Raw genomic sequence first — 13,647 nt, 5'->3', positions numbered from 1 at the left:
ATGCCGGGGCGTTGCCCGGGTCTGGGCACGAGCCTGGTGCTCCGGATGCCTGATCCGCGCATCGGCGCACTAGTGTTTCACAGGTGGCGGGTCTGTACAGGAGCTCCCTTGCCGCGGCGCGCTATCACGGTGACCAGGCCGCCGCGCCGGGCATGCTGGATTTCGCCGTCAATGTCCGTCACCCTCGTCCGCCGCAGTGGCTCATCGAACTCTTGGCAGCGCGGTTACCTGATCTGGCCCGCTACCCAAGCCTCGATGAGGTGCACCGTGCCCAAGACGTGGTGGCCCACCGGCACCGCCGGACCCGGGCCCAGGTGGTGCCCCTGTCCGGCGCAACCGAAGGCTTTGCGTTGCTGAGCAACCTGCGTCCGCAACGGGCGGCAATCGTCGCGCCCTCGTTCACCGAGCCGGGGGTGGCCCTGAGCACGGCCGGAGTGCCGGTGCACCATGTGGTCCTCGAGCCCCCCTTCCACCTGGACGCGAGTGCGGTGCCCGACGACGCCGACCTGGTGGTGGTGGGCAATCCGACCAATCCGACGTCGGTGCTGCACACCCGTGAGCAGCTGCTGGCGTTACGCCGCCCCGGACGGGTTCTGGTGGTCGACGAGGCGTTCGCAGATTCAGTTCCCGGAGAATCGGAGTCGCTGGCCGGTGACTCACTGCCCGACGTGCTGGTGCTGCGTAGCCTCACCAAGACGTGGTCGCTGGCTGGTCTGCGGGTTGGCTACGCGCTGGGCGCCCCGGACGTGTTGGCCCAACTGACCACCCAGCGCGCCCACTGGCCGGTGGGCACGCTGCAGTTGGCCGCCATCGCGGCATGCTGTGGGCCCGAAGCCGTGGCCGAGGCCGCCGCCGATGCTGTGCGCTTGAGTGCTGTGCGCGCCGAGATGGTGGCCGGTCTCGAATCGGTCGGTGCCACGGTGGTCGATGGCTGCGCGCCGTTTGTGTTGTTCGCCCTTCCGGATGCCGATCGGATACGGAAAGAATTGCAGTACAAGGGAATCGCTGTGCGACGCTGCGACACCTTTGTCGGTCTGGACGGGCGCTATCTGCGTGTTGCGGTGCGATCGGAATGGCCCCAGCTGGTCGAAGCCATCTGCGGAACCGCCGACCGGGCTGCGGGTACGGGGAGGTGCCGATGAGCGTGCGGCTGGCTGACGTCATCGAGGTGCTGGACGAGGCTTATCCGCCACGTCTGGCCGAATCGTGGGATTCGGTTGGCTTGGTGTGTGGCGACCCCGCGGAAGTGCTGGATTCGGTGACCATCGCGGTGGACGCGACGCCGGCCGTGGTCGACGAGGTTCCCGAAGGCGGTCTGCTGCTAGCCCATCATCCATTGCTGCTGCGCGGGGTCGACTCGGTAGCGGCCAATACCGCCAAAGGCGCGCTCGTGCACCGCTTGATCCGATCCGGCCGTTCGCTGTTCACCGCGCATACCAACGCCGACTCGGCGGCGCCGGGGGTATCCGATGCGCTGGCGCAGGCGCTGGGACTTACCGTCGAATCGGTTCTGGCTCGGTTGCCGGATGTGTCCGACCTCGACAAGTGGGTCATCTATGTGCCGCGTGAGCACGCCGAAACGGTGCAGGCTGCGGTTTTCGAGGCCGGAGCCGGACATATCGGTGACTACTCGCATTGCAGTTGGAGCGTCACCGGTACCGGGCAGTTTCTGCCACTTGAGGGGGCGTCGCCGGCAATAGGTAGCGTCGGCGCGGTCGAGCGAGTGACGGAGAACCGGGTCGAGGTCATTGCGTCGGCGCGGGCGCGGCCCGCAGTATTGACGGCGATGCGCGCGGCACACCCGTATGAGGAGCCGGCGTTCGACATTTTCGCGCTGGTGCCGCCGCCCCGGGACGTTGGCTTGGGGCGCATCGGAACGCTGCCCGAACCCGAACCGCTAAGTGCCTTCGTCTGCCGTGTCGAGGCCGTCTTGCCGCGGACTTCTTGGGGGGTGCGCGCTGCCGGCGATCCGGACATGCCCGTGTCTCGGGTCGCGGTCTGCGGTGGTGCGGGGGATTCGCTGTTGAGCGCCGCCGCAGCCGCCGACGTACAGGCTTACGTGACCGCTGATCTGCGGCACCACCCCGCCGACGAGCACTGCCGATCCTCACACGTGGCCTTGGTTGACGTTGCACATTGGGCAAGCGAATTCCCGTGGTGTGGCCAGGCCGCTAACTTGCTGCAGTCCCATTTCGGCCCGTCGTTGCCGGTGCGTGTGTGCACCGTCCGCACCGACCCCTGGAATGTAAAAGCACCGCGCGAGAACGACACCTGAGCATAGGACCTGGAGAATAAAGGATGAAAGCCGAAGCGGCACAGCAACGTTCGCTATTGGAGTTAGCGAAGGTGGATGCTGAGTTGTCCCGGCTGGCGCATCGCGTCGCTCATCTGCCGGAGCGCAAGGCCTTCGAGCAGGCGCAGGTTGAGCACGGCGAGGCCAGTGATCGGCTGGCGGCCCTGCGGATCGCTGTGGAGGATTTGGACGCCCAGGTGTCGCGCCTTGAGACCGAGATCGATGCGGTGCGCAAGCGCGAAGACCGGGATCGGTCCTTGTTGTCGTCGGGCGCTACCGATGCCAAGCAATTGGCCGACCTACAGCACGAACTGCAGACCCTGGAACGCCGCCAGGCCAGCCTGGAGGATTCCCTGCTGGAAGTGATGGAGCGCCGCGAGGAGCTGCAGGCTCAGCAGACCGCCGAGGTCGCCACGCTCGACGGTCTGCAGGCCGAGGTGGCCGCTGCTCGGCAAGCCCTCGATGTCGCCCTGGTCGAACTCGACCAGTCCCGCGAAGGACATTCGTCACGACGCGACGAGCTGACCGCGACACTTGATCCCGACCTTTCGGCGCTCTACGAGCGACAACGTGCTGGGGGAGGGCCGGGTGCGGCGCCGCTACAAGGTCACCGCTGTGGCGCTTGCCGACTCGAGATCGGCCGAGGCGAGTTGGCCCGCATCTCGGCTGCCGCCGAGGATGAAGTGCTGCGGTGTCCGGAGTGTGGAGCGATCCTGTTGCGGGTAAAAGGTCTTGAGCCGTGAAAGTAATCATCGAAGCCGACGGTGGGTCGCGGGGTAACCCCGGACCCGCCGGATATGGCGCGGTGGTGTGGACGGCCGACCGCGCGACCGTGTTGGCCGAAAGCAAACAGGCGATCGGCCGGGCCACCAACAACGTTGCCGAATACCGAGGGTTGATAGCCGGTTTGGACGACGCTGTGAAGCTGGGCGTCACCGAGGCGACGGTCCTGATGGACTCCAAGCTGGTGGTCGAGCAGATGGCGGGACGCTGGAAGGTCAAGCACCCGGACTTGGTGGAACTGCATGCCCAAGCCCACGAGTTGGCGCAGCATTTCCGACGGATCACCTACACCTGGGTGCCACGATCCAGGAATACCTATGCCGATCGGTTGGCCAACGAAGCGATGGACGCCGCCGCTCGTACCAATCGTCCGAGTGGAAACACCGCCGTGCCGGTGGCTGTCCCCGACCCCACCAATGTGGGCACTGGAGTGTCGGTGGCGGCCCCGGGGTGGGCCGGTACTCGGGGCACGACCACCCGACTGCTTTTGCTGCGACACGGGCAGACCCAATTATCTGTGCAGCGCCGCTATTCCGGCCGCGGAAATCCGGCATTGAACGAGGTGGGGTGGCGGCAGGCCGGCCTGGCAGCCCGGTATCTGGCCAAACGCGGCGGGATCGCAGCGGTGGTCTCCTCACCTCTGCAGCGCGCCTACGACACCGCAACGACGGCTGGCCGAGCCCTCGGTCTGGACGTGGCGGTGGACGATGACCTGATCGAGACCGATTTCGGGGCATGGGAGGGCATGACCTTCGCCGAGGCGGCCAAGCGCGATCCTGAGTTGCATCGGCGCTGGCTACGGGACGCCAGCACCACACCGCCCGGCGGGGAGAGCTTCGACGACGTGTTGCGGCGGGTTCGCCGGGGGCGTGACCGGATCATCGCCGGCTATGAAGGTGCGACCGTGCTGGTGGTCTCACACGTCACGCCGATCAAGATGCTGCTACGGCTCGCCCTGGATGCCGGTTCGGGTGTGCTCTACCGGTTGCATCTCGATCTGGCCTCGCTGAGCATCGCCGAGTTCTATTCCGATGGTGCGGCATCGGTGCGAATGGTGAACCAGACCGGCTACTTGGGCTGATCGGTCAACGCCGCCGTCGCCGAGCTGGCGAGCGCGTAAGCGCTCAACCAGGGACGCCAGCGCGTGGACAATGTCGCCAAACCGCCAAACCGTGACGCAACGGCGCAAGCAGCGCACTCGAGCCGCGTTATCCAAGCCGCGCAAGGCCCTATTACCGACGGCAAACACCACGTGCCCATTCAGGACATCAGCCAGGCGGTCGACGTCGCTGTCGGGTCGTCCGACAACCATTTCCAGACCAGGGAATAGCTGTTCCAAGAAGCGGTGAACGAGATTTTCGATGCCGGCGCGCTGCTGGATGTGCTGACGGAATCGGTCGAAGACCGTGCCGAACGATTTGCCCTGAGATCTCGGGTGTCAAGCAGCTTCGTCTAGCCGGTCACCGGAGCAGGCGTGCTGACCGGGTTCGGCGGCGCCCTGCGGTGAAGTGCTGTCGCCGCGTCCGTTGGCTCGGAATATGCGCAGCAGGTAGCGTGTCTGACGCGGACGAGTTGGCTGGGCGGCCGCGGCTCGAGTTGAGCTCCTGTTGATTCAGGGGTGCAACGCCGAGTCGAGGAAAGTCCGGACTTCACAGAGCAGGGTGATTGCTAACAGCAATCCGAGGTGACTCGCGGGAAAGTGCCACAGAAAACAGACCGCCGCCCTCGAGGCGGTAAGGGTGAAACGGTGCGGTAAGAGCGCACCAGCATCCCGGGTGACCGGGGTGGCTCGGCAAACCCCACCCGAAGCAAGGCCAAGAAGGCCGCACCGAGTGTGCGGCCGCGCAGACGCTCGAGGGTTGCTCGCCCGAGTCTGCGGGTAGGCCGCTTGAGGCACCCGGCAACGGTGTGTCCAGATGGATGGTCGCCGCTGTGCCGCCGTTGGATTAGCCGCGGCGGCACGGAACAGAATCCGGCTTACAGGCCAACTCGTCCGCGCTCCCGGCCAGCTGGTCGGGCGCCGTGCCGCCCGCCTTACCGCCGGGCCTTGCGCACCGAGCTGTGCAGTTTGCGCAGCGCACCGTCGAGCTGCTGGCGGCACTCGGCGGCCAAATCGCTCTCCTGCTGATAGAGCAGCCCATAGGTGAAGGTGTCCTCGCCTGCGTCGCGCGCGGCGTCGGCCTGCGCAAGCAAGTGTTCGCGGCTGACCACGCTGTCTTGATGATCGCCGAGCAATGTCTGGATGGCCTTGGCCTGTTCGGACACCCGGGTCGCGCCGATGGCGGAGGCGGTGTAACGCAGCCGCTTGGCGCGCTTACGGATTCGGTGCAACGCTTCGTTGGGGTTGACGACGTCCGCGGGGTCGGTTCCCTCGTCCGCACCGCGCCGCGCGGCCTTGGCGGCCTTGGCGGCCTTCTGGATACCGCGGTAGGCCGCGTCGATATTGGTTGGGGGCACCCGCTCGGATTTCTGGCCCGACCCAATGACCGGGAATTCGGACACCATCGCGTCGAGAGCATCCAGTAGTCGGAAGTACCGCTTGGACCGCATCGCGGTCAGGGACCGTCGCAGCCCGCTCCGATAGCGGCGGAGAGCCCCGCCGACCAGACGCTCGCGAACGGGCCCTCGCAACAACGCCGGATCGAGACCGTCCAACGCGTGTTGGTAGCGCTCGCCCAACACCTCGGCGTCGCGTGCCACACCCAAAACGCCAGCGAGCTCCCGCAGTTCGTCAAGCAGCCACGCCTTGTCGGTCAGGGTAAACGGCACCTGGGAGTCCTTGACCAGGCTGCGGATCTTGCGGGTGGTCACTCGCATCTGGTGCACCGAATCGTCGGCGTTGGCGCGCACGGCACGATCCCACACCAGCAACTCTTCGACGTGCCGGGCTACCGCCCGGTGAACCGGGTCCACTGGTGGCCGGTTGGCATCTTGCGGTGTCGCGCCCAGCGTGCGGGCCAGCTTGGAACCATGCCCAGCGGGCGCGGCCCCCGCATCGAGCAGACGGTTGGTCAGCCGGTCGAGCAGTTCGCTACCGTCGGCCCCGTTCGGCGCGATCAGCTCGACTTCCCACTCGCGCCACTGTTGTTCGAGCGGCTCGCTATCGGAGCCGTTGGGGCCTCCCGCCGACCACGCGGTCACGTGGTCATCGCAGAACTCGGCCAACGCGGCACCGTCGGCGCTGTAGAGCAACTGGCTCTCGCGCTGGGTGGTGATTCGCGCGACCGGCACCACCGGCCGGTCACGAACGATTGCGAGCACTACGTCCAGCAACTCGGCCGGCACCTCGCCCGCGGAAGCCCCGTCGGACGCGGTGAGGGCGGCATGAATCTCGGTACGGGAGTCGGGGCCGGCCGGCAATTTCAAATGCCAACCGGCGTCGGCGCCGCCGGTGCGGCGCCGTAGCGTGATCCGGTTGCGTGCCAGATCCTGCGCCTCGGTGTCGAAGTAAACCGCGTCCATCGCCTGACTCGGTTTCTGGTCGACCCGCCCTACTGCCGCGATGCCCTCGAACGACGGCGAGACCGTCGACTCGACGACGTCGAACTTGCGCTCGACCTCCAGATGGCGCGCCGCCTTTGGCGCAGTTACGGGCATGTCCGCCTCCGGTGAGGGCGCGTGGCCGCGGTTGTGCAATCGTGGATAGGCATCTTAGAGTGCCACATCACGCGTGCGGGCCCGGGTTTGGCTGCACCTGTTGAAACCTTGCTAAAGGAGCGGTCCATGTTGTCATTCGGTCGTGCCACATGCCACCTGATTATCGGACGGGTTGCTGCCGGTGTCATATGTGGCGCAATGCTTCTCGGCGCTGCGGGTTTGACCTCGGCAGTCGCCGGAGCCGATCCGGGCGATCCGGACGCGGCCCCGCCGCCACCGAACTGCACCGCTGCGGATCTGGCCGGAGTGTCGGCCGGGGTGGCGGCGGCGACCTCGGCTTACCTGTTCACCCATCCCGAGGTCAACGACTACTTCTCCAGCTTGAGGGGTCAGCCGCGCGACGATATTCGGGACCAACTGCAGCAGTACATGGATGCCAACCCCACGGTGCACGCCGAACTACGGGGTATTCGTCAACCGCTGACCGATTTTCGCCAGCGATGCCAGCAATAACCTAGAAGCAGTGCTCGTCGGCCGGGAAGGCCCCGGTGGCCACATCTTCCGCGTATTTCACTGCGGCGCAGCGTAATACGCTCGCTAAATCGGCATAGCGTTTGACGAAGCGGGGAGCCTTGCCGCCGTTGAGGCCGGCCATGTCCTGCCACACCAGGACTTGGCCGTCGCAGCTGGGGCCGGCCCCGATCCCGATCGTCGGAATGGTCAGTTTGCCGGTGATCTGGGTGGCCAGTTCGGCCGGAACCATCTCCATCACAACCGAAAAAGCACCGGCTTCGGCGACGGCAATCGCGTCCGCGATCGTCTGCTCCGCGGCGTCCCCGCGGCCCTGTACCCGAAACCCACCGAGGGTGTTGACGCTTTGCGGGGTGAAGCCGATGTGGGCCATCACCGGAATGCCCGCCGCGGTCAAGCAGGCAATCTGCTCGGCAACCCGCTCACCGCCTTCAAGCTTGACGGCATGGGCGCCGCCTTCCTTCATGAACCGGGTGGCGGCGGCCAGCGCGGCGGCGGGTCCTGCCTCGTAGCTACCAAACGGCAGGTCGGCGACGACCAGCGCGTGCGGTGCGCCGCGCACCACGCCGCGTACCAGTGGAATCAGCTCGTCGATCGAGATCGGCACGGTGGTGTCGTAGCCGTAGACGACATTGGCGGCGGAATCGCCGACCAACAACACCGGAATGCCGGCGTCGTCGAAGACCCGTGCGGTCGAGTAGTCATAGACCGTCAACATGGCCCACTTGTGGCCTTCGGCCTTCCATTTCTGCAGGTGGTGGGTTCTGATCTTGGTTCGCGGCGCCGACGGGTCGACGGGCGAAGACGCGCTAACCCCATAAACATTTTGCTCAGACATCTGCTCAGACATCACTGTCCTAGGTATCGGTCGGGTCGATCCTCGTGGCCCCCAGAAAAATCTGGTGTGTGGGTCCCCGGGTTCGTCTGACGGTGACAGTCTGCCATCTCTTCAGCGCGGATGCACCGTTGACCCCGCAGATTGGTACAAGATCACACCGGCTGAGCCGGGATTGATCACATAACATCGGCGGATGCAGCGGCTCAGTGGCCTCGACGCCAGCTTCCTGTACCTGGAAACCTCATCACAGCCCATGCATGTTTGCTCGGTCATGGAATTGGACACGTCGACCATGCCCGGCGGTTATACCTTCGACCGCCTGCGCGACGCGTTGTCACTGCGCATCAAAGCGATGCCGGAGTTTCGCGAAAAGCTTGCCGACAGCCCGCTGAACCTAGACCACCCGGTCTGGGTTGATGACGCGAATTTTCAAATCGATCGCCATCTGCACCGCATCGGGCTGCCGCCGCCGGGCGGGCGGGCCGAACTTTCCCAGATCTGCGGCCATATCGCGTCGCTGCCGTTGGACCGCCGTAGACCGCTGTGGGAGATGTGGGTTATCGAGGGCATTGCGGGCACCGATTGCCATCGCGACGGACGCCTGGCGGTGATGACGAAGGTGCACCATGCCGGGGTGGACGGCGTGACCGGCGCCAACCTGATTTCGCAGCTGTGTGCCACCGAGGCCGACGCGCCCGCGCCAGATCCGGTCGAAGGTGCCGGCGGCGCCAGCGGATGGCAAATCGTTGCGGGCGGCCTGCTGAGGTTTGCTACCCGACCCTTGCAGCTGGCCAATGTGGTGCCAGAGACGGTGTCGTCGGTGGTTTCGACGCTGTTGCGAGTTCGCGACGGGCAGGCGATGGCGCGTCCATTCGCCGCACCGCGCACGGTGTTCAACGACAGCATCACCGGGCGGCGCAACATCGCATATGCCGAATTGGACCTAGAGGACATCAAGAAGGTCAAGGATCACTTCGGCGTCAAGGTCAACGATGTGGTGATGGCCTTGGTTTCCGGGGCACTTCGGCAATATCTGCTGGAGCGCGCCGCGCTGCCGGAATCGTCCCTGGTGGCCATGGTCCCGATCTCGGTGCATGGCAAGTCTGATCGTCCTGGGCGAAACCAGGTTTCGGGCATGTTCTCCAGCCTGCAAACCCATATCGCCGACCCGGCGGAGCGATTGAACGCCATCGCGCACACAAATTCGGTTGCCAAGCAACATAGTTCGGCCATCGGAGCCACGTTGCTGCAGGACTGGTCCCAATTCGCCGCCCCGGCCGTCTTCGGGATCGCAATGCGGGTCTACGCCAGGACCCGGTTGACCCAGAGCCTGCCGGTGCACAACCTGGTGGTCTCGAATGTGCCAGGGCCGCAGGTCCCGCTGTACATGCTGGGGTGTGAGGTCAACGCGATGTATCCGCTGGGACCGATCTTTCACGGCTCGGGTCTCAACGTCACCGTGATGTCGCTGAACGGCAAACTGGATGTGGGTTTGGTTTCGTGTCCGGAACTGCTCCCGGACCTGTGGGAAATGGCCGACGAATTCTCGATCGGGATGGAAGAACTGCTGGCAGAGATCGGGTAGTCGACCGTATGAGGGTGGTTAACCAGCATCTTCGACCATCTCTGGCACCATAGGTTGCCATGTGCTTGTCTCGCCGCGAAAAACTCGCGCGCATGTTGCTGGTATGGGCCGCGATCGCCAGCGTAGCGATGCTTCTCGCGGGCTGCATCCGCGTGGTCGGGGGGCGTGCTCGGATGGCTGAGCCGAAGCTGGGCCAGCCGGTGGCATGGACTCTGTGTCGTAGCTCCAACCCGAATGTGGAGATTCCCGGCGGCGCACTGTGCGGCAAACTTGCCGTGCCGGTCGATTATCACAATCCGCACGGTGACGTCGCGGCGCTGGCGTTGATTCGCTTTCCTGCGACCGGAGACAAGATCGGTTCACTGGTCATCAATCCGGGCGGCCCCGGCGAATCCGGCATCGAGGCCGCGTTGGGTGTCTTTCAGACGTTGCCGAAGCGCGTACACGAGCGGTTCGACCTGGTTGGGTTCGACCCGCGTGGAGTGGCGTCGTCGCGTCCCGCGCTGTGGTGTAACTCCGATGCGGACAATGACCGACTGCGAGCCGAACCGCAGGTGGACTACAGCCAGGCGGGTGTGGCGCGGATGGAGGACGAGACGAAGCAGTTCGTTCGCCGCTGTGTCGAGAAGATGGGGAAAAACTTCCTGGCAAATGTGGGAACGGTCAACGTTGCTCGGGATCTGGACGCCATCCGCGCTGCGCTGGGCGACGACAAACTGACCTACCTGGGGTACTCGTACGGCACCCGGATCGGCTCGGCCTACGCCGAGGCGTATCCGCAGCGGGTGCGCGCGATGATCCTCGACGGTGCCGTGGATCCCAATGCCGACCCCATTGAGGCGGACTTGCGGCAGGCCAAGGGATTTCAGGATGCGTTCAATGACTACGCCGCCGACTGCGCTGAGGACCACAACTGCCCGTTGGGCACCGACCCCGCCAAGGCGGTCGACGTCTACCACAGCTTGGTCGATCCGCTGGTCGACCCGAACAACCTACAGGTGAGCAGACCGGCGCGGACAAACGACCATCGTGGGCTCAGCTATAGCGACGCCATCGTGGGCACCATCATGGCGCTGTACTCGCCGAACCTGTGGCACCACCTGACCGACGGGCTGTCCGAGCTGGCGGACGGTCGCGGCGACACCCTGCTGGCCCTGGCCGACATGTACATGCGGCGCGACTCGCGCGGGCATTACACCAACGCCACCGATGCGCGGGTGGCGATCAACTGCGTTGACCAGCCCGCGATTACTGACCGCGCCAAGATCATCGACGAAGACCGCCGCTCGCGGGAGGTCGCACCGTTTATGAGCTACGGGAAGTTCACCGGCGACGCGCCGCTTGGGACTTGCGCGTTCTGGCCGGTGCCGCCGACCAGCAAGCCGCACTCCGTCTCAGCGCCGGGCCTGGCGCCGACCGTGATCGTGTCCACCACCCACGACCCGGCGACACCGTATAAGGCCGGGGTTGACTTGGCCAACCAGCTGCACGGCTCATTGCTGACTTTCAGCGGAACCCAGCACACGGTGGTGTTCCAAGGCGAGAGCTGCATTGACGACTACGTCACGGCATATCTGATCGGCGGTACCACACCGCCCAGTGGGGCCAAGTGTTAGCGCGTTTCAGACAGCCAGTGTCGTGCTTGAATCCGCCGCCGGCGACCGATCGGCGATGGGAGCCAAACGATTACCGCGATCCCTAGGCTATTTCGTGTATGTCGTCGACGGACAACGATGGATTGTAGGTTTGGGAAGGATGTTGGGGAGCACACCGCGGAGCGTTTCTTCGGTTACCACTAGATTCTTCGGTTACCACTAGATTCTTCGGTTACCACTAGAGTGGCGTCGGCACTTGCGGTCAAGTTATTTCTTCTTTGAAATAGCCTTTCACGGCGTTGGGATGGCTCTTTTGCGGCCAATTCTCCTAAGCAGTCATCGCCGTCTTTCCATCCCGTGTATCCGCGACCAGGTGCGGTGGGTGAAAAGCCGGGGGCAACGACGCCATGGTCAGGTCCTGATTTCCTATTAACCCGTCGCCCTGCTTGGTTCGAGCCCTGTTCGGTCGCCGGTGATCGTCGGGTCGGTCACGGCGACCTCTCGACCGCGATGCGCATTCGGGTCTTGCTGCGGGTGCAATTCGCGTGCGCAGTGATGCTATGCGATGGCGTTGGAATCGGTACGGCTTTGTCGCCGACCAACGCTGGTCAGGTGCGGTCGCCAGCCCGGTCGGCCAGCCGGAAAGGTGCTCCGGACCCGGGTCTGGCGCGGGCGCCCAGCCGGCGCGATACGAGATCAAGGCGTAACCGTTTCGCGCCGCCACGGGTATCCGTGGGTGAGACGATGACCGCCATGTTGCGGCTGAGATCGTTGAGCTCGGCGCTGCTTTCTTTTGGTCTGGTATTCGCCGGACAACCGCTGGTGGTGGCGCCGATAGCCGGCGCGACTCCAGAACCCGGCACCGGCCAGACGCAAAGCCCGGGGGTACCGGTCGCCACCCAGCAACAGCAGGGCTGGGGCTCGTGCGCGACCTTTGTCGATAACGTCCGCGACCTTCCGACCGCGCGCTGCACGGCCATTTCGGTGCCCGTCGACTATGACAAACCCGGCGGAACACAAGCGAAATTGGCGGTGATCCGGGTTCCGGCGACCGGACAGCGGATCGGGTCGCTGTTCGTCAACCCGGGCGGGCCCGGCGCCTCCGCGGTTGACATGATCGCCGGGATGGCGCCCGATTTGAAGGACACTGCCATCGCCCGTCACTTCGACCTGGTGGGCTTCGACCCGCGCGGTGTCGGCCACTCGACGCCGGCCCTGCGTTGTCGCACCGACGCCGAGTTCGACGCTTACCGGCGCGACCCAATGGTCGACTACAGCCCGGCGGGGGTAGCCCACATCGAGCAGGTGTACCGCGAGTGGGTGCAGCGGTGTGCTGACCGGATGGGCCTGGGATTCTTGGCCAACGTCGGCACGGCATCGGCCGCGCGTGACATGGACATAATCCGCCAGGCACTCGGCGACGAGCAGATCAATTACCTGGGCTACAGCTATGGCACCGAGCTAGGTACGGCCTACGTGGAGCGGTTCGGCACCCATGTCCGGGCGATGATGCTCGACGGCGCCATCGACCCGACGAGCGGCCCGATCGAGGAAAACGCCAAACAACTGGCGGGCTTCCAGACCGCGTTCAACGACTATGCCGCCGACTGCGCCCGTTCGCCGGCCTGCCCGCTGGGCACCGACCCGGCCCAGTGGATCAACCGCTACCACGCTCTGGTCGACCCGCTGGTCAGCAAGCCAGGCAGGACGTCAGATCCACGCGGGCTGAGCTACGCCGACGCGACTACCGGCACCATCAACGCCTTGTACACCCCGCAGCACTGGAAGTACCTGACCAGTGGTCTGCTCGGGCTGCAGCGCGGCACCGATGCGGGGGATCTGTTGTTGCTTGCCGACGACTACGACGGCCGCGACCGCGAGGGCCACTACACCAACGGCCAGGACGCGTTCAACGCGATTCGCTGCGTCGACGCGCCGACGCCGACGGATCCGCCATCGTGGGTCGCGGCCGACCAACAGTTCCGCCAGGCGGCTCCGTTCCTCAGCTACGGCCAGTTCACCGGGTTCGCGCCGCGCGATCTGTGCGCGTTGTGGCCGGTGCCCGCGACGTCGATTCCGCACGCCGCGTCGCCGGCGGGACCTGGCAAGGTTGTCGTGGTTTCAACCACCCATGACCCGGCCACCCCGTACCAGGCCGGAGTGGACCTGGCCCGACAGCTGGGCGCCCCGTTGATCACCTATGACGGAACCCAGCACACCGTGGTGTTCGACGGCAACGATTGTGTGGATAGCGCGGCGACGCGTTACTTCTTGAACCTGACGTTGCCGCCAGCAAATCTGCGCTGCGCCTCCTGAATCGGCCCCATGGTCTGCTCGAGTGCCCCCATGGTCTACTCGAGTGCATTGCGCAACGCGCCTGGCCGGGCATCGGTAACACATTATTAACAGAGCTTGCATACTGTTC

At 65.3% G+C, this 13,647-nt stretch carries 10 protein-coding genes and 1 other RNA gene; 9 read left to right on the top strand and 2 right to left on the bottom strand.

What is annotated here, in order from left to right:
- Positions 1-83: 83 nt before the first annotated feature.
- The 5 genes from cobC to rnpB all read left to right on the top strand — a co-directional run bounded on the left by cobC (position 84) and on the right by rnpB (position 5,072).
- The gene (gene cobC, locus MB901379_RS14430) at positions 84-1,142 is read left to right on the top strand and encodes an Rv2231c family pyridoxal phosphate-dependent protein CobC (protein ID WP_158017295.1); all 1,059 of its coding nucleotides are present in this window, start codon (positions 84-86) and stop codon (positions 1,140-1,142) included.
- Positions 1,139-2,275, top strand: coding sequence for a Nif3-like dinuclear metal center hexameric protein (locus MB901379_RS14425; RefSeq protein WP_158017294.1), 1,137 nt, complete (start codon positions 1,139-1,141; stop codon positions 2,273-2,275). Before cobC ends, MB901379_RS14425 begins: the two co-directional genes overlap by 4 nt.
- 23 nt (positions 2,276-2,298) lie before the next feature.
- Positions 2,299-3,036: a zinc ribbon domain-containing protein gene (locus MB901379_RS14420; protein ID WP_158017293.1), complete on the top strand. Its 738-nt coding sequence runs from the start codon at positions 2,299-2,301 to the stop codon at positions 3,034-3,036.
- Positions 3,033-4,157, top strand: a complete 1,125-nt coding sequence (locus MB901379_RS14415; RefSeq protein ID WP_158017292.1) for a bifunctional RNase H/acid phosphatase — start codon at positions 3,033-3,035, stop codon at positions 4,155-4,157. Before MB901379_RS14420 ends, MB901379_RS14415 begins: the two co-directional genes overlap by 4 nt.
- A 487-nt stretch (positions 4,158-4,644) precedes the next feature.
- An RNA gene (gene rnpB, locus MB901379_RS14410) (RNase P RNA component class A) lies at positions 4,645-5,072 on the top strand.
- Between the two features lie 38 nt (positions 5,073-5,110).
- On the opposite strand, the gene MB901379_RS14405 is transcribed toward rnpB, so the two are convergent.
- Positions 5,111-6,673 carry a CYTH and CHAD domain-containing protein gene (locus MB901379_RS14405; RefSeq protein WP_158017291.1) on the bottom strand — a complete coding sequence of 521 codons (1,563 nt, stop codon included), beginning with the start codon at positions 6,671-6,673 and terminating at the stop codon, positions 5,111-5,113.
- A 126-nt stretch (positions 6,674-6,799) separates the two neighbouring features.
- Here MB901379_RS14405 and MB901379_RS14400 point away from each other — a divergent pair, with 126 nt between their 5' ends.
- Positions 6,800-7,186, top strand: coding sequence for a heme-binding protein (locus MB901379_RS14400; protein WP_158017290.1), 387 nt, complete (start codon positions 6,800-6,802; stop codon positions 7,184-7,186).
- A 1-nt stretch (position 7,187) separates the two neighbouring features.
- Here the strand turns inward: MB901379_RS14400 and panB are convergent, their stop codons facing one another.
- Positions 7,188-8,042, bottom strand: a complete 855-nt coding sequence (panB, locus tag MB901379_RS14395; RefSeq protein ID WP_158019179.1) for a 3-methyl-2-oxobutanoate hydroxymethyltransferase — start codon at positions 8,040-8,042, stop codon at positions 7,188-7,190.
- A 193-nt stretch (positions 8,043-8,235) separates the two neighbouring features.
- Here panB and MB901379_RS14390 point away from each other — a divergent pair, with 193 nt between their 5' ends.
- The 3 genes from MB901379_RS14390 to MB901379_RS14380 all read left to right on the top strand — a co-directional run bounded on the left by MB901379_RS14390 (position 8,236) and on the right by MB901379_RS14380 (position 13,538).
- Positions 8,236-9,627 (top strand): WS/DGAT/MGAT family O-acyltransferase, encoded by a 1,392-nt coding sequence (locus MB901379_RS14390; protein WP_158017289.1) that lies wholly within the window; start codon positions 8,236-8,238, stop codon positions 9,625-9,627.
- A gap of 59 nt (positions 9,628-9,686) precedes the next feature.
- Positions 9,687-11,243 carry an alpha/beta hydrolase gene (locus MB901379_RS14385; protein WP_158017288.1) on the top strand — a complete coding sequence of 519 codons (1,557 nt, stop codon included), beginning with the start codon at positions 9,687-9,689 and terminating at the stop codon, positions 11,241-11,243.
- Between the two features lie 723 nt (positions 11,244-11,966).
- A complete protein-coding gene (locus MB901379_RS14380) occupies positions 11,967-13,538 on the top strand; it encodes an alpha/beta hydrolase (RefSeq protein ID WP_158017287.1) in 1,572 nt (523 codons plus the stop codon).
- The last annotated feature ends 109 nt before the right edge of the window (positions 13,539-13,647 follow it).

This window comes from Mycobacterium basiliense (genome assembly GCF_900292015.1).
GTDB lineage: Bacteria > Actinomycetota > Actinomycetes > Mycobacteriales > Mycobacteriaceae > Mycobacterium > Mycobacterium basiliense.
Note: the sequence above shows the minus strand (reverse complement) of the source record. Positions and strands in the feature narration are given on the sequence as shown.